We start from the raw sequence: 24,351 nt of genomic DNA, 5'->3' as shown, positions 1-24,351 counted from the left end.
ATTCATCCTCTTGAATACTTTTTTTCCTTTTATAAGATAATTTAATTAATATAATCTGTTTTTATAATATAAATATAAAATTTTTCTGTCTTTTAAGCAGGTGATGAAATTTGATTTTATTTTTTCTCTGATATTATTTATTATCTTTGCAAAAAATTTTATTCAATTTCATGGAATTATACTACTCATTTTCAATCCTTATTATTTTAGCTGCTATTTTTTCATACATTAATGTTAGGTTTTTAAAATTCCCTTCTACCATCGGAATAATGATCATTGCGTTAATTATGTCAATTATTTTAGTTCTTTTAGGTAGTTTAACCTCTAAACCTTTAAATGATATTGCCTCATTAATAAAAGAATTTGATTTTACCGAAATTTTGATGGGGTGTATGTTAAATTTCCTGCTATTTGCCGGAGCTATACATATCAATATGTCGGATCTAAAGGAACAAAGGCTTCCTGTTATAATATTTTCTACTTTAGGAGTTATAATATCTGCCATCGTTGTGGGCGTAGGCCTTTATTATACATCCAATTATCTTCTTCCTATTATAAATGTACATACTGAAATTCCTTTAATTTATTGTTTACTTTTTGGTGCTTTAATTTCTCCGACAGATCCGATTGCGGTATTGAGTATATTAAAGCAAGCCAATGTTTCTAAGTCTTTAGAAACAAAAATTGCAGGTGAATCTCTTCTTAATGACGGGGTAGCTGTGGTATTATTTGCCGTATTAGCTAATCTTGCTTATAATCCCGTAGTAGTTGCCACGGGACGAATGGATTTATCGTTTGCCCATATTTTTGATTTATTTCTTAGAGAAGCGGTAGGCGGACTGTTATTAGGGGCGGCTCTTGGATATCTTGCCGCTTATGCAATACGAACTTCACATGATTATAAAGTTTCGGTTTTAATTACCCTAGCGGTAGTTATGGGAGGATATCTTATTGCAAGTTCTTTGCATACGTCTGCTCCTCTTGCTATGGTGGGTGCAGGATTGATAATAGGGGAATCCAGACGAAGATTGGGTACTAGTAAAAAAAGCAGTGTGGGTACTTTCTGGGAATTAATCGATGAGGTTATGAATGCAATTTTATTCCTTTTTATGGGATTCCAACTTTTACTTATCGATGATCTAATTCATTACTGGCTACTAGGTATTATATGCATTATAATTGTTTTATTCGCCAGATTTATTTCTATTAAAATTCCAACAATGATTATTCCTTTTAAGGAAAAATTCAGCAAAGGAACTATTGCCGTTTTGGTATGGGGTGGCTTACGCGGCGGGGTCTCCATCGCATTGGCTCTTTCAGTTCCTGAGAGTGACTATAAAGAAACTATTATAGCCGTTACTTATGTGGTGGTGGTTTTCTCAATTTTAGTTCAAGGATTAACTGTTGGAAAAGTAGCAAAAGACATTCAGTAAATAACAGCATCGTAACTATTTTCAAATAGTATTAAAAATAATGATAGTATCTGCAATAATCAATACATGCAGATACTATTTTCGTTTTAACACCGATTTAATTTCCATTGATACTTCAATTTTGTTCAATTTATAAATTGCTGCAACTTCACTTTTTATACTTATTTAACATACGCCAATTTAAATGGAGTATATTAAAATACAACTATGGTTTACTTATTAAATGATAAGGTAATGGCATATTTATTGTTAAATCATAAAGAACTACAAGATTATTACACTTCCTTCAAAATTGAAATAATAGTAAATTCTAAAAAATTTTATAAATGGAAGGAATGAGTATTTTATGGTCTATAATTATTGGAATTATAGCCGGTTTTATTGCAGGTAGAATTATGCGAGGCAGTGGATTTGGAATGTTAGTTAATTTGCTTGTTGGATTAGTTGGAAGTATATTGGGGGGGTGGATCTATAGTTTGTTGGGCTTTTCCAGTGGAGGTAAATTAGGAATGTTACTAATGTCTGTAATTGGTTCTGTGGTCCTTCTATGGATAATATCATTATTTAGAACAAAAAAACCTTATTAAATTATAATATGTTATGAAAAAAGTATTATTGGGTACAATCTTGGGTGCTGCTCTAGGTTATGTTGCCAGAAAAATGCAAGAAGATGGATTTCTAGATCAAGTTTCTGATGAGATAAGTAAATTTACGTCCAAAACCAAAAAAAATTTTAGCAATATAGTGGATGTTGGTAAAAATGAGGCTGAGTATTTAAAAGATCGAGCGAAAAAATACGGAGAAAAAGGAGAAAGCTTTATACACGAAGAGTAATAAGAGTAAGCATTAATCAGTAAGTAATAAATTGAATACATGTAAATAGCAGCTAATTAGCTGCTATTTTGTTTACCTGTCGAAATATTCTATATTTACATTTTAAATAGTATACTAGTAATTTTACTACCTTTATATTGTATGCTTTTTTACTTCATTTTAGATTTAAAATATTCATAATTAAGATAAATAAAATATGAAAGTAACAGGTACACCTATTGAATTAGGTACTGAAAATATTGGAAAACTTTTAAAACAATATGCTATTCCTGCTATTATAGCCATGATCGCATCCTCTCTCTATAATATTACGGACAGCATTTTTATAGGACATGGTGTAGGACCTTTAGCTATTTCCGGATTAGCCATTACTTTTCCGCTTATGAACCTCGCTGCAGCTTTTGGCTCGTTAGTTGGTGCGGGTGCTGCCACCTTACTTTCCGTTCGTTTAGGACAAAAAGATTATACCACAGCTAACAGCATTTTAGGTAATGTGTTCATCATGAACTTATTTATTGGTATTTCGTTTACTATTATTTCCTTATTGTTTTTAGATCCGATATTATATTTTTTCGGTGCGAGTGAAAAAACCCTTCCCTATGCTCATGATTTTATGGTTATTATACTTTCAGGTAATGTAATCACTCATATGTATCTTGGATTAAACTCCATGTTACGTTCTTCCGGAAAACCAAGACAGTCCATGTATGCGACCATATTTACCGTACTTATAAATTTAGTTTTAAATCCTTTATTCATTTTCGTTTTTAATTGGGGTATTCGTGGGAGCGCCATTGCTACGGTAATTTCTCAAACTTCAGTATTAATTTGGCAGATTTATCTCTTTTGCGACAAAAATAATTTTATCCATATACAGAAAGGAATTTTTAAATTAAACAAATATATCGTTAAAGATTCTCTATCTATTGGTATGTCGCCGTTTTTAATGAACGCAGCTGCCTCGGTGATTGTTATAATTATTAACCAGGGACTTTTAAAATATGGTGGAGATCTTGCCGTAGGTGCTTACGGAATTGTAAATAGGATAGCGTTTTTATTTGTAACCATAGTATTGGGATTAAATCAAGGTATGCAACCTATAGCCGGTTATAATTTCGGAGCAAAACTTTATCCCAGAGTAACCCAGGTTTTGAAAAAAACAATTTTAGGAGCGACTTTGGTCATGTGTACCGGCTTCCTTGTGGTTGAATCTGTGCCTCATGCGGTTGCTTCAATATTCACAACCGATAAAGAGTTAATTGATATTGCATCCTTAGGATTGCGCATGGTATTTATTTGTTATCCGATTGTAGGTTTTCAAATTGTTACTTCTACCTTTTTCCAAAGTATCGGAATGGCTCAAAAAGCTATAATTTTATCTCTCACTCGCCAAATACTATTTTTAATTCCTTTTTTACTAATTCTACCTAAATTTTTCGGCATTGCAGGAATATGGTTGAGTATGCCTTTAGCTGATTTTTTCGCTACTATTTTGGCTGCCATTATGCTCTATAAACAATACAAAGAATTTAATAGATATATTCCTGAAAACTAATATAAGTACGTTATGAAAGATAAATATTTTATTACCATTGGTCGACAGTTAGGAAGCGGTGGCAGACAAATCGGGAGAAAATTGGCTGATTTATTGGACATTTCATATTACGACAAAGAGATTATTAATCTGGCTTCAATTGAGAGCGGTTTAAATGCTGATATTTTTGAGCAAGCAGATGAAAAAAATTGTTATAGTTTTTTTGATAATTTTTTTGGTATGCAATTATCTAAAAACTATTTAGGTAACGAAAATTTATTTGAAATACAAAGTAAAATAATTAAAGAAGAAGCCCTTAAAGGTTCTGCTCTTTTTGTGGGTCGTTGCTCCGATTATATTTTGCGTGAATATGAGAGAAGGATAGACATATTTATTACAGCTAATAAAGAAGATAGAATTCGGAGAACATCTCAAAGAAAAAATATTTCTTTAAAAGAAGCAGAAGAATTAAACGTAAAAATAGATAAAAAGAGAAAAGAATATTATAACTTTTTTAATAAGAAAAGTTGGGGGCATGCCAGTTCTTATCATCTTTGCATCAATTCATCCGTTTTAGGGATTGATAAAAGTGTACTTCTTATTAAAAGTTTTGTAGAGCAAAAATTTGCACTTTAGTTGTTTTTTATAAAGATTTATTATCTTGTTTTAAATCAAAGATTGTAAGGCTAATAAACTTCCTTATTTTTAGAAATAACAAGGAACAATTATTGTTATAAATCTTGTGAATCTATTTTACTTTTTAAACTTTACTGCCAGAGAATTTATGAAAAAAATATCGTGGATGTATTTTCAACTATTAAAAGACAGTAGAGAATAATGAAAAATTATCTTGATTATGACAAAAGTATTATATTTGAAAAAAAAATAAGATTACTATATGAAATTGCTTGAAGGAAAAACCGCGATTATTACCGGAGCAACCCGAGGTATTGGAAAAGGAATTGCTGAAGTATTTGCTCAAAACGGAGCAAATATAGCTTTTACTTATGCATCTTCAGTAGCTAAAGCAGAAGAGCTGGAAAAAGAATTAGGTTCTTTAACTAAAATAAGAGGATTTCAATCAGACGCTTCAGATTTTGATTCTGCTCAGAAACTTGCCGATGATGTTATAAAAGAATTCGGGCAAATTGACATTGTGGTTAATAATGCAGGTATCACTAAAGATAACCTTATATTAAGAATGAGTAAAGAGGATTGGGATGAAGTGATTCGCATCAATTTGGATTCGGTATTCAATCTTACCAAAGCAATCATAAAACCGATGATGAAGCAAAAAAAGGGTTCGATTATCAATATGAGTTCTGTAGTTGGAGTTAAAGGTAATGCAGGTCAAGCAAATTATGCTGCTTCTAAAGCAGGAATTATTGGATTTTCTAAATCCATAGCATTGGAATTAGGATCAAGAAATATTCGATGCAATGTGGTTGCTCCCGGATTTATTGAAACTGAAATGACTGAAGCTTTGGATGAAAAAACCATTCAAGAATGGAGAAATAATATTCCTTTGAAAAGAGGAGGAACACCTGAAGATATTGCTAATGCATGTTTATATCTTGCCAGTGATTTATCAAGCTATGTAACCGGACATGTACTCAATGTCAACGGTGGAATGCTTACTTATTAAAAAATATGGATTAAAGCACGATAAACAAGAGATTAAATTTTTTTAATCTCTTTCTTTTTTTAACTTAAAAAACTATGTATAGTAATAAATTATCAGTTCAACTAATTGGAGAGGTTTTATATCGATACGGAATTACGGATATCATACTATCTCCGGGGTCAAGAAATGCGCCTTTAACCATACATTTTACTAATCATCAAGAATATACCTGTTATAGCATAGTGGATGAGCGATCTGCTGCATTTTTTGCGTTAGGAATGGCTCAATCAAAGAAAAAACCGGTGGCCATCTGTTGCACCAGCGGCACAGCATCCGCTAATTATTATCCGGCAATTATAGAAGCTTTTTACCAAAATATACCTATAGTCGTGCTTACAGCTGATCGACCGGAAAATTATGTAGATATTTTTGACGGTCAGACTATAAGACAAAAAAATATGTATAGCAATCATATTTATGGATCTTATCAATTGTCTGAATCAGAAAGTGAAGAATCAATTACACAAAATTTTCTAGATTTAAAAAAAGCATTGAATACTTGTGTTTTAAAATCAGGACCGATTCATATCAATATTCCCTTTTCAGAACCTTTATATGAACAAACAGATCAAATTGAAATTTCATTTGAAAAACTAACTCTTCCTGAAAAAAATTATAATTCAGATAAATATAAACCCTTGTTTTCTACTTGGAACAACTTTTCTAAAAAGATGATTCTTGTTGGAATGCAACAACCCAATTCGGAATTAAATCAATTACTCGAAAAATTAGCTGAGAGGGAAGATACGATTATTCTTACTGAAGTTACTTCAAATCTAAATTCTTCAAAATTTTATCCCAATATTGACCGCTATATGTTTCCTTTTGGTGAAGAAGCGCTAGATGGCTATAAACCGGAATTACTTCTTACCATTGGTCAAAATATTGTTTCAAAAAAAATTAAAGATTTTTTACGAAAATCTAAGTTGAAGGCCCATTGGCATTTAGATGAATATTGGCATCCTGATACTTATTTTTCTTTAACTGAAAAAATTGAAGAAAATCCGGTCATTTTTTTAAAAGAATTAGTGAAAGTTCCTCCCGTTGCTTCTTCGTATTCTTTACTATGGAAACAACTTAAAGATGAGCGACAACTTAGGCATAATGATTTTATTAAAAACTTACCATTTTCCGATTTACGTGTTATAAAAACTTTGGATGAAAAAATACCTGATTCATATAATCTGCAAATTTCAAACAGTTCTATGATCAGATATGCCCAGTTATTCAATTTTAACTCTAAAAATAAGATATTTTGCAATCGCGGTGCCAGTGGCATTGACGGGGCAACTTCAACGGCCGTTGGTTTCGCCGTTGCAGATTCTCACCCTACTCTTTTGATTACCGGTGATATTGGTTTTTTTTATGATTCTAACGCTCTATGGAATAAATATATCCCTAATACATTTAGGATTATACTTGTAAATAATGGTGGGGGCGATATTTTTAAAATTATTCCCGGGCCCGATTCTTCCAATTCTTTAGAGGAATATTTTGTTAGCCGACATAATCGTACTGCTCGATTAATGGCTCAAGAATATAATTTTGAATATATTCAAGCTCATAATCAAGAAAAACTTTTAAAACAGTTAGATTCTTTTTTTCTTAGCTCGGAAAAACCTAAATTATTGGAAATTAACACCATTAATCAACCCAATTCACGAATTTTACGTGAATATTTCAATTATTTAAATCAGGAATAAAAACATGAGAATTAATTTATTCACCCCTATGAGGGAAGAAAATCAAAAAATTTTAGATGCTTTAAAGGTTTTTTCTAAATTAAAACATTCTTATGAGGTTATTATAACCGGTATAGGTCGTGAAAAAATTGCTAAATCCATGATTACTAAACCAAAGTCTGATTTAGATGTTTTAGTAGGATTTACAGCTATTACCGGAATTGAGAAAACGATGCCTAAAGAGTTACAAAAAGGTAGTTTAGTTGAAGTGGTGGCTTCTTCGTTATACGGATATTCAGGAGAAATATTTGAAAACGGGAAATTAATACTTTCCTCATCTCATACTCATTTTCCTAAACTAAGTTCCCTTACCTCCGATAAGTTTGTTACGACTTCCAATATTCCGATCGGAACATTGATTAATATGGAAGATTATACTTTTATGTATTTGAAAAGGCCACAGGATTTTATCCTGCGTATTATCTCTGATTTTTTACCTCATCAGGAAGAAATTGATTTTTTTAAAATTATTGAAGAAATTAGTTTTTCTTCGGTAATTGAGTTTTTGGAAGGATTGAATTAATATATTGTATTTAACACCTATACAACATATTAATCAAATTTGTAAATCTAGAATCTATTCAATATAATATTATATAAATACTTACAACCTATTTTTTTCTTCTTCATTACCTAATTTTCTTTTTCTTAAATTTAGTTTATTATTTCCTAATTTATATACTATCGATATTTGAAAAAAATGATTAATATCTCCATACCAGCTATACGTCTGCTTTATGCTGTTTGTAAAATCAGTATATTTGGGCTTATTAGTTTGAAAAATATCTTCTCCCGAGATTGTTATTTGCAATTTTTTTTGTAAAAAAAACATTCTGAAAGCTAAATCAATACTTTGATATGAATTTATTTTACTTATCTCATCTACCCCTTTACCACTATAGACCCATTTTATATTAAATATAAAATTTTTATTTTTGGATAAGTAAAAGGAATTATCTGTTGAAAAATAGAATAACCAACCCATATTACGGATTTTTCCTATTTGTGAATTATCTGACTTATATTCGGAATACTGTAAATTCATTTCATTATTACTTTCCCACCAAGGAATTTCTGAAAATAAATAGAATATATCTAAATTTGAATTAGATGAATTTATAGCATTCAATTGAGTAGAAACTTGTGTTTTATCAATAGTATTTAATAATGTAACATCTGTGTATTCATTTTTCACCCTTGAATAAGACAATGACACTGATAAATCTTTATACTCATAATTCAATTCGAAATTATGTGTATAATATGGTTTTAAATCAGGATTTCCTGTTATATAGGAATTAGGGGTTAAATATTGTTTAAATGGATTTAAAACTGAAAACTTTGGTCGATGTATTCGCCTTCCATAATTTAAGGATAGTACATTTTCTTCATCCATAGTATAAGAAAGATAGGCCGTTGGAAAGAATTTTATATAACTATTTTTGTTTATTTGTTGCAAAGTTTTAGATATGCCTTTTACTTGAGAAACTTCCATTCTTATTCCTAGCTGAGCCTTCCATTTAGCGTTAATTTCTTTAGATGTGTTCACATATAGACTTTCAATATTTTCTTGATATGTAAAATGATTACTATTGATTGTATCCGGAATTGGAACATTCTCTATATTCAAAGTATAATAAGAGTATTTATTATCAACATGGTTAAAAGAAATCTTGCCGCCATAATTAAATTTAATATTAGAAAATGGATGCTCCATATCTAATGAGGTAGAATAATTTTTTATTTTTTGATCTAAATAATTTTTCGCTACATCCGTCTGATCTACAATTTGATTATCTAGTCTATAATTTGAATGAAACATACTACGTGGTTCGGTATTAAAACTAATATAATTAATATCTAAATTTAGTAACCGCCCCATACTGTCTATTTTATATTGAGTATGAAAATTAGCAATATGTATTTGTGAATTTTCTTTTATAAAAGTTGGAGTGTGAATAATGTTATAAGATTTATTACCTTCAATATCTACCAATGAATTTCTTTTCCCTATGAAATTAGATTGAGAATATGAATAATTTCCGCCTAAAGTAATATGATTATTTAATTTATAATCAAAATTTGTTCGAAATGATGGTTTTTTACTTTTATCTGTACCATTAAATTTATTATACCACAATCCATCAGGGTAATAATAATTAATTTTATTTGTGAAATCACTAAATGTAAAATTATTAAATATATTAGCCGATACTGAGATTTTATTTTTATTAAAATTAAAATCAGCACCTTGACCGGAAGAAGTATGATGCGATTGTTTTAGATTTTCTTGCAAAGAAAGATTCCATGAATCTTTTTTTGCTTTTTTTAAAAGAATATTGATCAATCCACAATTACCTTCCGCTTCATATTTTGATGGCGGGTTCGTAATAATTTCTATACTTTTTATTGCTTCTGATGAAATACTTTGTAAATAATTAATGAGTGATTCACCAGATAATTCAACTATCCTATTATCAATCATAATTTTGACAGAGTTTTTACCTATAATTTTAATATTACTTCCATCAAATTTTAATTTAGGGGTCTTCTTCAATACATCAAGAGCAGTACCTGAAGAGGAGGCAAAAGATTTTTCAACGTTGAAAACCATTCTGTCTATTTTTCGCTCAATTAATTTTTTATTTCCTGTTACTAGTACTTGCTCTAGCTCTTTAATTGGATATATTTTTATTTCACCTAAATCGATGTCTTCTTTTACATCCAAATTTTTCTTATAAATACTTTTACCCAACTGCCTTACATTTAAAGTATAAACACCTTGTGATATATCATTAAAGATAAAAAAACCGTCTTCTCCCATAATAGCATTTTTAATTATGGTATCGCGTTTATATAATAATATTTCTGCTAAATTTTCAATAGCTGAATTTTCAATACTTAATTTTCCTTTAATTTTAAAAGACTGAGAAAAAGATATGTAAAAAGAAAATAATAGAATTGTAAGATATTTAAATTTCATAATAGCATTCTCATTCGAGGGCGCAAAACTATAATAATTAAATAATAAACAAAATAGTTTTATTCGTTTTAAGCCATGACAACAATTTAACTAAATGTAAATATTATTAAAATAAGATAATTTTTTTTTACCCTTGAAATTACTTTATACTTATTTTTATCTTGAATAAAGTGAAATATTTTTATTTTAAATTATAATTATTTTAAAAAATGATTTTTTATCATAATTGAAATATGATTTTTTTATTTAAGAATTAATTTAGCATTATGCGCCCAATTCCAATTGATTTTTTACCAAATTATAGTAATTTGACCTTAATTTTACTAATTGGCTATGATTTCCTGTTTCTACTATTTGACCGTTTTTTAAAACTACTATTTGATCTGCATTTTTAACTGTTGATAATCGATGGGCTATAATTATCACGGTTTTACCTTTAAAAAATTCTTGTAAATTGGCATGAATAATCCTTTCATTTTCAGAATCTAAAGCAGAAGTAGCTTCATCAAAAAATAAGTATTCAGGATTTTTATAAACAGCCCTCGCTATAAGAATTCTTTGTTTTTGTCCGCCCGATAATTCTATCCCGGCATTTCCGACACGAGTGAAATAATGCATCGGTAAGTTTTCTATAAAATCTTGTATTCCCGCTATTTTTGCTGCTTTTCTAAGTTTGTCTTCATCATAGCTTTTTCCGGACATGGAAATATTACTTGCAATGGTATCACTAAAGATGGTTCCATTTTGAAGCACTGTTCCACATCGCTCTCTCCATTCTTCGGCATTTATATCATTCATGGAACAGGTATCTAAATATATTCCTCCTTTTTTTATAGGATAGTACGATAATAATAATTTCAACAGAGTTGTTTTACCACTACCACTGGCGCCGACAATGGCCGTTATGGAATTTTTAGGAATCACCATATGTATATCCTTTAGTATAAAGGGATTATGGGTTCCCGGATATTTGAAGGACACGTGATCAATATAAATATTTTGAATAACACAATTTTTTATGTGCTTTTTATTTTGAGAATCTTCATCAGGTATTTCATAGATTAGTTCAATTCTTTTATTGGCTATAATGGTATCTTGTGTATCACGAAGAAACATAATTAAATTTTGTAGTGGTGTTGAAAGTTGTCCGATGACATAGGATATTCCCATTAAAGTTCCCAAAGACATTTGGTCCTCTATGATAAATGTTGCACAAAATGCTATGGCAATAATTTCTTTTAATTTGGAAAGTGTATCAACTCCAAAAAGCTGATAGGTATTTAAAAGTAACGATTTAATTTCCAATCGGTTTAATTTATCTTGAGTAGAAATAATTCGATCAATAATTTTTTCCTGAGCATTATTAATTTTTATCTCAGGCATATTCATTATGAATTCGTATATATTATTGCTGTTTTCTGATCTTTTTAAAAATGATGCATATTCAATTATATTTCGTTTATTAAAAAAAATAGAAAACCACAATACTGAAATTATTGACAATACCAGATATACACAAAATATGGTTATGCTAAAATATGCCAATACACAGCTAAAAACAACCACATTTAAAAAACTCAATAGTAAAGTAACCCCTTTCCAAGTAAAAAACCGTTGAATGGTTTGCTGATCTTCCAATCGTTGTAGAATATCCGTATTTATTTGAGTGTCAAAGAAAACTATGGGTAAACGTAATATTTTTAAAAGTAATGTTTTCCGTAATTCAATACTTAATATGAAATTTAGCTTGGTAAGCACAATTTGACTAAAAAAGTCCGAGGCAAAATTAGAGATGAACAAAATAAATTGCGCTAATAAAAGATAATAAACTACTCGTAATGATTTTGAAGAAATTCCTAAATCAATAATGTTCTGAAAAGTAAAAGGAATGAACCAATTCGTCACTAATCCTATGAAAACTAAAAATATAGCAAGGAAATAGTTACGTTTATGATTTTTTAAAAACCCATACGTATATTTTATTATACTGGATTGAAACAAACTTTTATTTTTTACACTATCAATTTTTATAGAGCAAAAATTTTCAGAAGGTTCTAAAAATAAAACGATCCCCTTAGTATTGTTTTCTTTCCACTCAATTATAAAAGATTCTCTATCTAGTATTACCTTACCATAACCGGGATCTGCTAAATGATAATAAACTTGATTTTTCTTTTTAACTATTTTTTCTAAAACTACAAAATGACTTTGTTTCCAATATAAAATATAAGGCGTGGGAATTTCATCTAATTCTTCAACGGTTAATTTTAACGCATGGGCTGTTAATCCTAATTTTTCGGAGACATCCACGAGATCTTGTACAGATACTCCAATACGAGTAAATTCAAAAAAAGATTTAATATAATTAAGTGAAGTTTTTTTGCCAAAATAGCTCATGATCATGGCTAGACAGGCTGCTCCGCAATCGCTGCTTTCAAGTTGATTATAAAATTGTAAACGATGCCTTTTATTTATTCGCATTCTCTAAAATTTCACTTATTTTATTTCTTATAACCTTTTCTTTTTCTGTTTCATCCCATGAATACACACAATACTCTCTATTAGCGGCCAGACTTTCCAAGGCAGTTTGAGAACATCCCCCATTACATAAAGGTAAAATTTTACATTCTAAGCATGGACGATTCTTGAACTTTGAATTCATTCGTTTATTTAAGGAGTCATTTTCCCAAAATAATTCTCCGTTTTCCGTTAAATATCCTTCCCTATTTTTAGTTGAGAAATCACGGGCAGTACATTTAAATATATCTCCGTTATAATTGATAACAACACTATTTTTTTTATCTGCATAGCATGAATTTCGAAGGGTATCCGGGCTGTATTCATGGCATGAGGTTTTCCCTCCTTTGCTATTTATTTGATTCATTTCTTTATCAGCAATATCTTGTATCTGATCTATTTTTTTATTTTGCCATACTCTATGAAAATCGAATTTTAAAAATTGAGTTTTAATATCTTCTTCGACGTCTTCAAAATCGTCATAAATTTTGTTTGCATTAAAAATATTTGAATCAGTGAAATTTATTCTAACATTCACATAGAATTTATTCTTTATCAAGTTTTTTATATTTGAAACAATTTTATCATAAGAACCCTTATTTTGACTTATATAGCGCACTTTATTATGTTCTTCTTTATGACCATCTAAGGTGATTTGTAAATTGCATCGGACGTTTTTATCCAAGAAAAAATTTATAAATTCTTGATTTGCTAAATATCCATTAGTAGTGAAAGATGTATATGCATTTATATTTTTCTCTGCACATCTTTCTAAATAATAATTAATTATAGGAATTACATTTTTATTAAAATACAATAAAGGTTCTCCTCCAAAAAATGAAATATTCATATTTTTTAAATCTTTATTATTGGTAATGGTATCTATTAACTTTTTGATTTTAGAAAGTCCATTTTCATCTAACCTTGAACTTTTTACTAGATTTTCATAACAATACCAACATTTAAAATTGCAATTCATAGTTGGATTGATAGTTAATAAAAACAATGAATTATCTTCATCAATGCTTTTACTTATTTTTTTTATTTCATCCAGCTCATCTATTTCATCATTAATAATAAATTTTTCTTCTACCATATAATTGAAAAATTCCGGATGGATCTCTTTTAGCTCTGATGTTTTATACATTTCCATTAACTCTTTAAGTTCAGATTGTATAAAAAGTAATCGTTGCTCAAGGGTATTATATAAAACATATTGCTCTCCATAAGGTAAGCATACATTATAATGACTATATTTCATAGAATGTATTTCCATTATATTTATTTAATTTATTTAGTTTTCTTCTATTACTAATTTTGAAAAATATAATCCATTTATTTACTTTATACTTATATTATATTGTATTTTCATTTTAGATGATCGTTATAATAAATCTTATTATTCATTATATATTTATGAAAAAAATGATTGATACATTAATATTTTAATAAGACATAAGAATTCATGATAATTCATTTAATTATAAATTGAATTCGCATAGGCAAAACTTAGTTTTGTTTAACTTTTACTTTTTATATTTTAACACAACTTTGCGAGTATTTAAAATTCATCTGTAACTTATTCAAACATATCTATAAAACTTCATAAATTCCGTCTGACATTTTTTTAAACTTATATATAGTCCATAACAGAGTATTGCTGCAAACAATACTCTGTTAGGCTAAAGTAAGATTGTTAACATTTCCATCTAACCGGACCCGTACATTTATTTATACAAATTCCTACATTCATACATCCACCCATTACATCCTTAGCATCAACTGCAGTTAATGATTTTGAAAAACCTCCTTTTAAAACTTCTCCTGACGTTTGTAATGTTTCAAATTTTTTAACGTCAACTTTTTTTGTTGTTTTCATATTTGAATAATTATTATAAATTTTAGAGTAACCTTTTTGTGTCTTGACTCATTTATGGACAACGATTGCAATCAGTATTTTTTATTTAATTCTATTCTGATCTTCTGTATTACTTCCCTCAATATTTTTTTCTTTTACTGTTGAACTTCCTAATTTATAGCTTAGTGATATTCGTATTGAAGGAGATTCATAATACCCCCTATATTTAGCACTTATGCCGTTATTGGTGCTTTTATTTCTAAATTGATCTGCATTAAATAGATTAGTAACCTGTAAGGATAATTGCATTTTTTTATCCAACAGTAGAGCTTTAAAAAACATATCCATTTGTGTTAATGAATAATTGGTACTTAAAGCTCCTTGACTGCGCGGGTAATAAGAAATTATCAAGTCTGCTGACAATGTCTTACTTTTATTAAGGATAAATGTATTATTAGCTTGTATTCTACCCATAAATCCTTCTTGAGATTTATCCGTGATCGGATAAATTTTAGATTTTAAATATAGATATCCTCCGACTAACATTAGATTACTTTGCAACCAATTCAATTTAGTATAGGTAAAAGATTGAATGATGCCTACTCCGTAATTATCAAAATAATTCTCCACTTTTGTTGCTTGCACATAACTATCTTTATCCAAATAGGTAACATCGTTAAAGTTATCTTTTTGAACCATAAATTGTAAAATGGTTTGTATGATGTCTTTATAATAATAAGATAACTCAATACTGTTATTAATGACGGGTTTTAGAAAAGGATTCCCTTCAGAATATTGATAGGGATTAGAATAATTCCTGAAAGGATTAACGGAATTGTAATCCGGCCTGTCAATTCTTCTTGAATAGGTAAAAGAATAAGAATTATTCTCGTTAGCTTTATAAAGTATATATAAGGTTGGAAAAAATTTCAAATAATTATTTTTATTGCATTCATTAAGTGAAATGGAATTTCCACGAGTTTGCGTATTTTCCATTCTAATCCCTAGTTGAATATCCCATTTTTTCATTTCTTTATTGACTGAAACATAAAGAGCTTGCGAATTTTCTTTATATATAAAGTCATCTTGATGCGTTTTTTCAATTACACTCTCACCTTTTATCAGGTAATTCCTTAAACTGCTTTTCGTTTTCGTAAAAGATATTTTAGCCCCGTATTGTAAGTTTATAAAAGAAAGGGGGTAATCAATATCAACCTGGCCGCTATAATTATCTATATCTAGCGATCCCTTATTTTCAACTGGGAAATAACGCGTAATTAGATCGTTGTGAGTCCCATAAGAACGGGTTAAATAATTGTATTTTTTCTCAGTATTGTAGTTAAAATAATCAAAATTCAATTTTATTTTTTTACCTAAACTATCAATGGTAAAATGTGAATACCAATTAAGTGAATTCAATCTTTTTGTAGAATTTTCATAGCTTTTAGTCCTGAGTAATGAATCCAATTTATTTTCATATGTATGGAAATTTGTTATATCCTTATATCGAGAATGCGGTTCTGAATAATTGAGCAAATATTGTATTCCTGAATTCCATTTAGAAGTTAATTGATAATCTAACAAAAATTTTGAACTGAGTGTATTTTGATAATTTTTACCTGTTTCCTTTTCATCCCATAATTGCTCGGGATAATACACCTTACTTTTTTTTAAATTTTTGTAATTGCCGTTCGAGTAATTAGATGATAGGCCTAAGTTTATTTTATTTTTACTGTAAGTAAAGTTTGCTCCAAAATTACCTGATGCGTAATACCCTTGTTTATATGAAGACGTAAGGTTAGATGCCCAAAAATCTTTTTTGATTTTTTTTAAATTTATATTTATGAGACCTGAGTTACCTTCTGCATCATATTGTGAGGGAGGCGTAGTTATAACTTCAATAGTCTTTACCTGGTCAGAAGGAATACTTTTTAAATAATTAAATAAATCATCACCATTCAAGTAAAGGATTTTATCATCAATCATCACTTTTACCGAACTTTTACCTGTAAGAAATAATTGATTATTTCGTACCTCTATTCCCGGCATAAGGTGTAAAATATCTAAAACATCTGTTCCGGCGGATCCTATTGAATTTTCAATATTATAAATCGTTCGGTCAACTTTCTTTTCAATTAACCTTTTTTTTCCGGTAACTAATATCTCCTGTAATTCGTTAGGCGTTCTAATGGATAGTATACCTAAATCAGTATCTTCTTTAAGTTCCAAGCTTTGAGCATATAAAACTTCCTCCGATTCTTTAATGATCAAATTATAATTTCCTAGAGACAAATGATCAAAACGAAATTTACCTTCTTCTTTGACTATAACTTTTCCTACCATCGAATCTCGATTTGCCAGAATTATTTCAGCTAAATGACCGGAATTAACTTTTTCAAATTTTATTTCTCCTTTAATATGAACTTTTTGAGAAAAACTTAGGAAGAACTGAAAGAATAAAACTAATAAAATATTAATCTTCATACAAGCACATTTATATCATTATCCTTAGTTTTACAAATACATTTCATAAATGATTACTAATTAAATTACTCTCATTGATAGAAATTTTTAAATTTAGATTTCCTGATCAGATACAACCTATAAAAACAGAGAACTTATAAAATTTAATACAGATAAATATAATGAATTCATAGTAATTTTGTTTTATTTAAAATACAAATTTATATTATAATACTATTTAAATAAAACTGAATTATATCATATTTTATTATTACTCAATGATTACTTAGTCTTGAATACATCATTTTAAAATAAAATATCAAATTTTAAAATATTTTTCACTCTCTACTTATTAGCCAATGGTAAACTTCTAACTTTTTAAATAGTTACTTTATCCTATAAACTAATGATTTAAATAACATTTCTTTTTTAATTTATTAACAAGTAAAACGTTTTTTTATAAAAATCTGAAATATAAAAAACAGTACTTTTGTAAAATGAAACTATTGAGTTACAACGTTAACGGAATAAGAGCCGCATTAAATAAAGGCTTACTTGATTGGTTGAAATCTGCCAATCCTGATATACTTTGCTTGCAAGAAATAAAAGCACATACTGATCAATTCGACTCGACAGTATTTGAAAGTTTGGGTTATCATTCCTACTGGTTTCCGGCAGAAAAAAAGGGATATAGCGGAGTAGCAATTTTATCTAAAGAAAAACCGGTTTCAGTGAAATATGGTTGTGATGAGCAAGAATACGATCAAGAAGGAAGAGTATTACAAGCAAATTTTGAAAACTTTTCAGTTTTAAGTGTATATGTTCCCTCTGCAACCAATATTTCTCGTTTAGGTTTTAAAATGAAATTTTGCGAATATTTATTAAATTATATTAAAAAATTAGAAAAGGATTTTAAAAACCTTATTATTAATGGCGATATAAATATTTGTCATAAAGCCATAGACATCAATGATCCGGTTCGCAATGCTAAAGTGTCAGGATTTCTTCCAGAAGAAAGAGAATGGATGGACCGTTTCTTTGAACAATGTAATTTGGTAGATACTTTACGAGTTTTTAATCATGAACCCAATCAATATTCGTGGTGGACATACCGTGTAAAAACAGCCAGAAGTAATAATAAAGGATGGCGCATCGATTACACTTTGGTTACCAAGCCTTTGGTAAAACATTTACAAAGAGCTTATATTTTAACTCAAGCAGTACACTCCGACCATGCTCCGGTAGGTATCGATTTCGACTTAAATAAAACACAAAATCTTTAATTAAATTATCTAATTATGAAAAAAGCAACTTGTATTATTTCTCTAGTAATTCTCGCCGCATCGTGTGTACCTCAATCCAGATACGATGAATTGGAAAAAAAATATTATGCTTCATTGCAAGGAGAAAGAAAAAGTCAAAAAGCAATTCAAGAAAAAGAAAACGAATTAAAATCTTTATCCGACCAATATTCTTCATTACAAGAACAACAAGACGCCCTGGCTAAAAAGAAAGCGCAGCTGGATGCTGAATATTCAGATCTTCAAATAGAATATGCTACACGACTTAAAGATATGGAAGATCTTAAAGCCAAAAACGCACAAATAGTTGATCAAGTTCAAACTACAGAACAATCCAGAAAAAAAATATTAAATGAATTAGAGCAAACTCAAGGTCAGCTACAAGAAAAAATTAGAAGAATTAATGAGCTGGAAAACTTAATTTCTCAACAAAAAGAATCGGTTTCCAAATTAAAAAACAAACTTCAAATCGCTTTAAAAAATTATTCAGGAAAAGGAATTACTGTTGAAGAAAAAGATGGAAATATTTACGTTTCCATGGAGAATAAACTTCTGTTTCCATCAGCAAGTTGGACGGTGGAAACGGAAGGTATAAAAGCGCTTCACGACCTTTCCGAAGTTTTATCTAAAGATAAAAATTTAAATATAATTATTCAAGGACATACGGATTCAGATAAATATGCCGGTAGCGGAAGTATTAAAGACAATTGGGATTTATCTGTAATGCGTGCAACCGCCATAACTAAAATTCTTCAATCCGAAGGAGTTTCGCCTAAGCAAATGACCGCTTCCGGTAAAAGTGAATATGCTCCTCTAGCCAGTAATTCCACAGCTACCGGAAAAGCAGCTAATAGAAGGGTTGACATTATTATAGCTCCTAATTTGAGTGAAATTACTAAAATTTTAAATGATTTATAATTTTAAGATTTAATTTTATGCGAGTGGTTATCCAAAGAGTTTTAGAATCTTCCGTGAAAGTTGATAATAAAATAGTTGGCCAAATTGATCATGGTTTGTTAATACTTTTAGGTATTGAGGAAGCAGACAACCGGGAAGATATAGATTGGTTGTCTAATAAAATTTGTAATCTTCGAATTTTTAATGATGAAAATGAAATAATGAATAAATCAATTTTGGATATTGGAGGGGATATTTTATTAGTAAGCCAATTTACCCTTCATGCTTCCACAAAAAAAGGTAATAGGCCGAGTTATATAAAAGCCGCAAAACAAGAATTTGCCAATACTATGTATGAAAAATTTAAAGATCAATTATCCAACATATTATCAAAACCTGTCCAATCCGGGATATTCGGTGCAGATATGAAAGTTTCTTTACTCAATGATGGTCCGGTAACTATTCTCATAGATTCTAAAAATAAAGAATAATAAAAATAGATAGTTATTCAAATTAAAAGAGTTTTTTTAAACTTACACCTTTTGATTAATAATTATTGAAAACTTATCGCATAAAAAAACCTGATTATTTAAAATAATCAGGTTTTTATTTTTTTATTTAAACAGAAAGATTAAATATTTAAATTTAAATCTGTCATTTGTTGTTTATAAACACCTCCAACCAGCTTGTCTCTAACAGCTTCGAAAGCATCCAAGGTTTTATCAATTTCTTCATCTGTATGTGAAGCCGTTGGTATTAAACGTAAAAGTATCATTCCTTTAGGAATAACCGGATATACTACAACACTGGTAAAAATTTTATAATTTTCACGAATATCTTTAATTAATAAAGTAGCCTCAATAGGATCTCCCTGCATATATACAGGAGTTACACAAGTATTGGTTTTACCGATATCAAATCCTCTGGCTTTTAATCCTTCTTGAAGTTTCTTTACATTATGCCATAGTTTATCTTTAAGTTCGGGTTTGCTTCGTAACAATTCCAATCTTTTTAACGCACCAATCACCATAGGCATCGGCAAAGATTTAGCGAAAATTTGAGATCTTAAATTGTATTTTAAATATCTGATTATTTCTTTATTAGAAGCTACAAATGCACCTATTCCGGCCATAGATTTTGCAAATGTTGAAAAATAAACATCTATACCGTCCTGGCAGCCTTGCTCTTCTCCTGCTCCTGCTCCTGTTTTACCAAGTGTACCGAATCCGTGAGCGTCATCAACTAATAATCTAAAATTGTATTTCTTTTTCAGTTCTACAATTTCTTTTAACTTACCTTGCTCTCCTCTCATTCCGAAAACTCCCTCGGTGATAACTAATACACCACCTCCTGATTCTGCTGCATTTTTTTCCGCTCTTTTCAGGTTTTTTTCCAAGCTTTCTATATCGTTATGCTGATAGGTAAATCTTTTTCCAAAATGAAGTCTAACTCCATCAACTATACAAGCATGGCTATCTACATCGTAAACGATTACATCATTTTTAGAAACCAATGTATCTATAATCGATAACATTCCCTGGTATCCAAAATTTAATAAATAAGCTGATTCTTTATTTGCAAAATTAGCCAATTGTTTTTCCAATTCTTCATGGTAATGAGTCTGACCCGACATGGCTCTCGCTCCCATTGGATAAGCCATACCATATTGAGCTGCTGCATCTGCATCTGCTTTTCGTACTTCAGGATGATTAGCCAATCCTAAATAATCATTAATGCTCCAGATGATCATGTCATTACCCTTAAATTTCATTCTTGGGCTGATTTCTCCTTCTAGAACAGGAAATATATATTCTCCTTCCCCATAGTCCGCATATTTAGCTAGTGGACCGGGATTATTTTTTATTCTTTCAAAAATATCCATTGTTACTATTTAACCAAAGTTAGTTATATTTTTTCTACAGTAGCGTGAGATTCTAATCCATTCAATTTGCTGTTGACAAAACCTTGAGATGACATCCATTCATCACTGAAAACTTTAGTCATATATCTGGAACCGTGATCTGGAAAAATTAAAACAGCCAATGAGTTATCACTAAAAGTATCTGCTATTGTACGTGCTGCTGTTAAGCTTGCTCCACTGGTATATCCTACCATCATTCCTTCTTTTAGAGCTAATTCTCTGGTAGCATAGGCACTGGGCTCATCTGATACTTTAACGTATTGATCGATAACAGAAAAATCTAAAGCACCCGGGATTAAATTTTTACCTAAACCTTCAATTTGATAAGGTTTGATCTCGTTACGGTCTAATTCTCCTGTTTCAAAATATTTTTTTAATACTGAACCTACTGCATCCACTCCTATTACTTTAATATCAGGATTTTTTTCTTTGAGAAACTGTGCAGCTCCCGTAAGTGTTCCTCCGGTTCCTGTACATCCAATAAGATGGGTAATTTTCCCTTGCGTTTGCTCCCAAATTTCAGGTCCTGTACTTAAATAATGAGATTTTGTGTTTTCTTTATTAAAATATTGATTAATATATAAGGAATTAGGGGTATTTGCTGCTATTCTTTTGGCAACTTCATAATAGGATCTGGGATCATCTGCCGGAACATTAGCCGGACATAAATAAACTTTAGCTCCCATTGCTCTAAGAAAAGAGATTTTTTCAGGTTTTGTTTTATCGCTAACTGCTACTATACATTTATAGCCTTTCACGATACTTACCATAGCTATGGAAAAACCTGTATTTCCTGAAGTTGTTTCAACTATAGTTGCTCCTGGCTTTAATAAACCTTGTTTTTCAGCATTTTCAATAATATGAAGCGCAATTCTGTCTTTAGTTGAGTGTCCGGGATTATAGCATTCTAATTTTGCAAAAAAAGAACCTTTCATTCCTTCTGTTACTCTGTTTAAGCGAACTAACGGCGTATTGTTAATTAACTCAAGAACATTATTATAAGTTCCAGCCATCCTATCTTATTATTAATTTATATAATTAATTCAAGGGGCAAATTTATAATTTTTTTTTCTTACAAAAAATTTAACTGAATGAAATTTAACATATACAAATTGATTAAAAATTTATATCATACTTTATTAGAAAATCCGTATAAATTATTTGTAATTGTTATAGATATATTCTATAATTTTCTTATCCTGTTCAGATAATTCAATTCCTCTTCTTTTCATAGTCCTTTCTGCAACTTCAAATGCTTGTTCCAATTTAAAATTAGGACTCTCTGATTTACCGCCCCATGAAAAAGATTTTATTATATTAGGTGGAAAACCGGAAGTAAATATATTGGCCGAAACCCCTACTACCGTGCCGGTATTAAATTGTGTATTTATAGCTGATTTAGAATGATCCCCCATGATCATCCCTGCAAATTGTAATCCAGACTTAATAAACTTTTGTTTTGTATAATTCCAAAGCTTAACTTCTGCATAATTATTTTTTAAGTTTGAGGAGTTGGTATCAGCTCCCAAATTACACCATTCACCTATTACCGAATTTCCTACAAAACCGTCATGTCCTTTATTTGAATATCCTAAGATTATAATATTATTTACTTCTCCGCCCACTTTGGAATACGGTCCGATTGTTGTTCCGCCATAAACTTTGGCTCCCATATTTATTTTAGAACCCGTACCTAAGGCAAAGGAACCTCGAATCATCGCTCCTTCCATAATTTCAGAATTTTTACCTAAATAAATAGGTCCTTCTTTAGTATTGAGTACTGCACATTCGGCTACGGCACCTTCTTCAACAAACAGTTGTGAAGGATCTCCTATGATTCTAACGGTATTTGATAAGGTACATGATTTTCTGCCTTGAGTAATTAATTGGAAATCATAAGTAATGGCATCTGAATTATAAGTAAACAAATCCCAAGGATATTGTATATGAAAGCTTTCAAATGTTATATCCAATTTTTTGACAAATTTATTTAATTGAAAATTTTCAAGAGTAGTTTTTGCTGCTACCAGCTCTTCCTGATAATAAAAAGCTTCTCCGAATTTTAAATTTTTTAATTGGAAAATAAAATCTTGATTTGGAAAATAGGCGGGATTTATAAATACATTTTCTTCTTCATTTTGAAGAGTATATTTTTCTGAAAGATATCCTTGAGTTAGATAAGAGATTTTTTCCGTTTGGAAAATAAGTTTCCATCTTTCCGCAAATGTTAATATTCCCATCCTTAATTCTGCTACCGGTCGCGTAAACGTTAAGGGTAAAAGATCGGAATACTCTTTCCCATCAAAAAGAATAATATTCATAGTATATACTTTATTATTTTTTCAAATATAAAAAATTATATCATAGTTTTTATTCTTTTATTTCCGTTAAAAACTTTAATTATTTTATATATAAAATTATTAAAATACTGACTCTCTATTTTTTAATAATGCCTTATTATTTATATTTATAAAGCGTTAACATAATGCTCTTTAAAATATTCCAATCCTTCGGATGCTCCTTTTTGTATGAATATGATATCATTGCGTAATGAGGTTCGGAACGGTTTAGGATCTATGACAAATATTTTTGAAGTTACCGGAACAAAATCAAGTAAAGATGCAGCCGGATATACTTGAAGAGAGCTTCCAATGACTAAAAAAATATCGGCATTTTGAGTTATTTCAATAGCATTTTCCATTTCAGGAACCATTTCACCAAACCATACTATATGGGGACGTAATTGTCCACCATCTTCTGCTAAGTCTCCCATATGAACATCTTGTAACGTATCATAAATAAGTGATTCATTAGTTTCGCTTCTTACTTTTGTCAGTTCACCGTGTAAATGAAGTATATGTGTTGATTGAGCTCTTTCGTGAAAGTTGTCAACATTTTGAGTTATAATTGAAATATCAAAAATGGATTCCAATTCTTTGAGCAAATGATGCCCCCGATTCGGGTCATGTTTTTGCAACTCGGCTCTGCGCATATTATAAAAATTTTGCACTAGTTCCGGGTTTTTATACCATCCTTCTATGGAGGCTACTTCTTGCACTTTATAATTTTCCCATAATCCACCTGAATCTCTGAATGTGCTTAAACCGCTTTCAGCACTCATGCCCGCTCCTGTTAATACAACTAATTTTTTTCTCATATTTTATGCACTCAATTAGTGAACTAA

Annotated in this window: 20 protein-coding genes; 11 read left to right on the top strand and 9 right to left on the bottom strand. The window is 29.7% G+C overall.

Annotated features, from left to right (window positions below):
- The first annotated feature begins 170 nt into the window (after positions 1-170).
- The 8 genes from GYM72_RS02250 to GYM72_RS02215 all read left to right on the top strand — a co-directional run bounded on the left by GYM72_RS02250 (position 171) and on the right by GYM72_RS02215 (position 7,750).
- The gene (locus GYM72_RS02250) at positions 171-1,433 is read left to right on the top strand and encodes a sodium:proton antiporter (protein ID WP_220264559.1); all 1,263 of its coding nucleotides are present in this window, start codon (positions 171-173) and stop codon (positions 1,431-1,433) included.
- Between the two features lie 326 nt (positions 1,434-1,759).
- On the top strand, positions 1,760-2,020 hold the full coding sequence (locus GYM72_RS02245) for a GlsB/YeaQ/YmgE family stress response membrane protein (protein WP_220264558.1): 261 nt from the start codon (positions 1,760-1,762) through the stop codon (positions 2,018-2,020).
- A gap of 13 nt (positions 2,021-2,033) precedes the next feature.
- Complete coding sequence (locus tag GYM72_RS02240) at positions 2,034-2,267, top strand: hypothetical protein (RefSeq protein ID WP_105297212.1); 234 nt, start codon at positions 2,034-2,036, stop codon at positions 2,265-2,267.
- 196 nt (positions 2,268-2,463) lie between these two features.
- Positions 2,464-3,822: an MATE family efflux transporter gene (locus tag GYM72_RS02235; RefSeq protein WP_220264557.1), complete on the top strand. Its 1,359-nt coding sequence runs from the start codon at positions 2,464-2,466 to the stop codon at positions 3,820-3,822.
- A gap of 12 nt (positions 3,823-3,834) precedes the next feature.
- On the top strand, positions 3,835-4,437 hold the full coding sequence (locus GYM72_RS02230) for an AAA family ATPase (protein ID WP_160542611.1): 603 nt from the start codon (positions 3,835-3,837) through the stop codon (positions 4,435-4,437).
- Positions 4,438-4,699: 262 nt separating this feature from the next.
- Positions 4,700-5,446, top strand: a complete 747-nt coding sequence (fabG, locus tag GYM72_RS02225) for a 3-oxoacyl-[acyl-carrier-protein] reductase (protein ID WP_166005591.1) — start codon at positions 4,700-4,702, stop codon at positions 5,444-5,446.
- 74 nt (positions 5,447-5,520) lie between these two features.
- Positions 5,521-7,188 carry a 2-succinyl-5-enolpyruvyl-6-hydroxy-3-cyclohexene-1-carboxylic-acid synthase gene (gene menD, locus GYM72_RS02220; RefSeq protein WP_220264556.1) on the top strand — a complete coding sequence of 556 codons (1,668 nt, stop codon included), beginning with the start codon at positions 5,521-5,523 and terminating at the stop codon, positions 7,186-7,188.
- Between the two features lie 4 nt (positions 7,189-7,192).
- Positions 7,193-7,750, top strand: coding sequence for a hypothetical protein (locus tag GYM72_RS02215; RefSeq protein WP_255490364.1), 558 nt, complete (start codon positions 7,193-7,195; stop codon positions 7,748-7,750).
- 81 nt (positions 7,751-7,831) lie between these two features.
- On the opposite strand, the gene GYM72_RS02210 is transcribed toward GYM72_RS02215, so the two are convergent.
- The 5 genes from GYM72_RS02210 to GYM72_RS02190 all read right to left on the bottom strand — a co-directional run bounded on the left by GYM72_RS02210 (position 7,832) and on the right by GYM72_RS02190 (position 17,069).
- Positions 7,832-10,210: an outer membrane beta-barrel family protein gene (locus GYM72_RS02210; protein WP_220264555.1), complete on the bottom strand. Its 2,379-nt coding sequence runs from the start codon at positions 10,208-10,210 to the stop codon at positions 7,832-7,834.
- 264 nt (positions 10,211-10,474) lie between these two features.
- Complete coding sequence (locus GYM72_RS02205; protein ID WP_220264554.1) at positions 10,475-12,691, bottom strand: peptidase domain-containing ABC transporter; 2,217 nt, start codon at positions 12,689-12,691, stop codon at positions 10,475-10,477.
- Positions 12,678-14,003, bottom strand: coding sequence for a radical SAM/SPASM domain-containing protein (locus tag GYM72_RS02200; protein ID WP_220264553.1), 1,326 nt, complete (start codon positions 14,001-14,003; stop codon positions 12,678-12,680). Before GYM72_RS02200 ends, GYM72_RS02205 begins: the two co-directional genes overlap by 14 nt.
- A gap of 420 nt (positions 14,004-14,423) precedes the next feature.
- A complete protein-coding gene (locus tag GYM72_RS02195) occupies positions 14,424-14,606 on the bottom strand; it encodes a hypothetical protein (RefSeq protein WP_160542617.1) in 183 nt (60 codons plus the stop codon).
- Between the two features lie 81 nt (positions 14,607-14,687).
- Positions 14,688-17,069 carry an outer membrane beta-barrel family protein gene (locus tag GYM72_RS02190; RefSeq protein ID WP_220264552.1) on the bottom strand — a complete coding sequence of 794 codons (2,382 nt, stop codon included), beginning with the start codon at positions 17,067-17,069 and terminating at the stop codon, positions 14,688-14,690.
- 476 nt (positions 17,070-17,545) lie between these two features.
- On the opposite strand from GYM72_RS02190, the gene GYM72_RS02185 reads away from it, so the two are divergent.
- From GYM72_RS02185 to dtd, 3 genes are read left to right on the top strand one after another with little or no spacing between them, the layout of a single operon-like run.
- On the top strand, positions 17,546-18,331 hold the full coding sequence (locus GYM72_RS02185) for an exodeoxyribonuclease III (RefSeq protein WP_160567712.1): 786 nt from the start codon (positions 17,546-17,548) through the stop codon (positions 18,329-18,331).
- Positions 18,332-18,346: 15 nt separating this feature from the next.
- Positions 18,347-19,267, top strand: a complete 921-nt coding sequence (locus GYM72_RS02180; protein WP_220264551.1) for an OmpA family protein — start codon at positions 18,347-18,349, stop codon at positions 19,265-19,267.
- A gap of 17 nt (positions 19,268-19,284) precedes the next feature.
- Positions 19,285-19,737, top strand: a complete 453-nt coding sequence (gene dtd / locus GYM72_RS02175; protein ID WP_105297229.1) for a D-aminoacyl-tRNA deacylase — start codon at positions 19,285-19,287, stop codon at positions 19,735-19,737.
- Between the two features lie 140 nt (positions 19,738-19,877).
- On the opposite strand, the gene GYM72_RS02170 is transcribed toward dtd, so the two are convergent.
- The 4 genes from GYM72_RS02170 to GYM72_RS02155 all read right to left on the bottom strand — a co-directional run bounded on the left by GYM72_RS02170 (position 19,878) and on the right by GYM72_RS02155 (position 24,324).
- Positions 19,878-21,128, bottom strand: coding sequence for a pyridoxal phosphate-dependent aminotransferase family protein (locus GYM72_RS02170; RefSeq protein WP_105297230.1), 1,251 nt, complete (start codon positions 21,126-21,128; stop codon positions 19,878-19,880).
- A 23-nt stretch (positions 21,129-21,151) separates the two neighbouring features.
- Positions 21,152-22,180 (bottom strand): PLP-dependent cysteine synthase family protein, encoded by a 1,029-nt coding sequence (locus GYM72_RS02165; protein WP_160566502.1) that lies wholly within the window; start codon positions 22,178-22,180, stop codon positions 21,152-21,154.
- A 144-nt stretch (positions 22,181-22,324) separates the two neighbouring features.
- On the bottom strand, positions 22,325-23,488 hold the full coding sequence (locus GYM72_RS02160; protein ID WP_220264550.1) for a GlmU family protein: 1,164 nt from the start codon (positions 23,486-23,488) through the stop codon (positions 22,325-22,327).
- Between the two features lie 146 nt (positions 23,489-23,634).
- On the bottom strand, positions 23,635-24,324 hold the full coding sequence (locus GYM72_RS02155) for a Sir2 family NAD-dependent protein deacetylase (RefSeq protein ID WP_220264549.1): 690 nt from the start codon (positions 24,322-24,324) through the stop codon (positions 23,635-23,637).
- Positions 24,325-24,351 lie beyond the last annotated feature (27 nt).

The organism is Apibacter sp. ESL0404 (assembly GCF_019469245.1).
Lineage (GTDB): Bacteria > Bacteroidota > Bacteroidia > Flavobacteriales > Weeksellaceae > Apibacter.
The sequence above is the reverse complement of the archived record's forward strand: the minus strand, read 5'-3'. Positions and strand labels throughout refer to the sequence as shown.

Bases quoted from the DNA above. Each gene is read 5' to 3' on its own strand.
- GYM72_RS02250 (WP_220264559.1), top strand. From the start codon at position 171: ATGGAATTATACTACTCATTTTCAATCCTTATTATTTTAGCTGCTATT.
- GYM72_RS02245 (WP_220264558.1), top strand. From the start codon at position 1,760: ATGGAAGGAATGAGTATTTTATGGTCTATAATTATTGGAATTATAGCC.
- GYM72_RS02240 (WP_105297212.1), top strand. From the start codon at position 2,034: ATGAAAAAAGTATTATTGGGTACAATCTTGGGTGCTGCTCTAGGTTAT.
- GYM72_RS02235 (WP_220264557.1), top strand. From the start codon at position 2,464: ATGAAAGTAACAGGTACACCTATTGAATTAGGTACTGAAAATATTGGA.
- GYM72_RS02230 (WP_160542611.1), top strand. From the start codon at position 3,835: ATGAAAGATAAATATTTTATTACCATTGGTCGACAGTTAGGAAGCGGT.
- fabG (WP_166005591.1), top strand. From the start codon at position 4,700: ATGAAATTGCTTGAAGGAAAAACCGCGATTATTACCGGAGCAACCCGA.
- menD (WP_220264556.1), top strand. From the start codon at position 5,521: ATGTATAGTAATAAATTATCAGTTCAACTAATTGGAGAGGTTTTATAT.
- GYM72_RS02215 (WP_255490364.1), top strand. From the start codon at position 7,193: ATGAGAATTAATTTATTCACCCCTATGAGGGAAGAAAATCAAAAAATT.
- GYM72_RS02210 (WP_220264555.1), bottom strand. From the start codon at position 10,210: ATGAAATTTAAATATCTTACAATTCTATTATTTTCTTTTTACATATCT.
- GYM72_RS02205 (WP_220264554.1), bottom strand. From the start codon at position 12,691: ATGCGAATAAATAAAAGGCATCGTTTACAATTTTATAATCAACTTGAA.
- GYM72_RS02200 (WP_220264553.1), bottom strand. From the start codon at position 14,003: ATGGAAATACATTCTATGAAATATAGTCATTATAATGTATGCTTACCT.
- GYM72_RS02195 (WP_160542617.1), bottom strand. From the start codon at position 14,606: ATGAAAACAACAAAAAAAGTTGACGTTAAAAAATTTGAAACATTACAA.
- GYM72_RS02190 (WP_220264552.1), bottom strand. From the start codon at position 17,069: ATGAAGATTAATATTTTATTAGTTTTATTCTTTCAGTTCTTCCTAAGT.
- GYM72_RS02185 (WP_160567712.1), top strand. From the start codon at position 17,546: ATGAAACTATTGAGTTACAACGTTAACGGAATAAGAGCCGCATTAAAT.
- GYM72_RS02180 (WP_220264551.1), top strand. From the start codon at position 18,347: ATGAAAAAAGCAACTTGTATTATTTCTCTAGTAATTCTCGCCGCATCG.
- dtd (WP_105297229.1), top strand. From the start codon at position 19,285: ATGCGAGTGGTTATCCAAAGAGTTTTAGAATCTTCCGTGAAAGTTGAT.
- GYM72_RS02170 (WP_105297230.1), bottom strand. From the start codon at position 21,128: ATGGATATTTTTGAAAGAATAAAAAATAATCCCGGTCCACTAGCTAAA.
- GYM72_RS02165 (WP_160566502.1), bottom strand. From the start codon at position 22,180: ATGGCTGGAACTTATAATAATGTTCTTGAGTTAATTAACAATACGCCG.
- GYM72_RS02160 (WP_220264550.1), bottom strand. From the start codon at position 23,488: ATGAATATTATTCTTTTTGATGGGAAAGAGTATTCCGATCTTTTACCC.
- GYM72_RS02155 (WP_220264549.1), bottom strand. From the start codon at position 24,324: ATGAGAAAAAAATTAGTTGTATTAACAGGAGCGGGCATGAGTGCTGAA.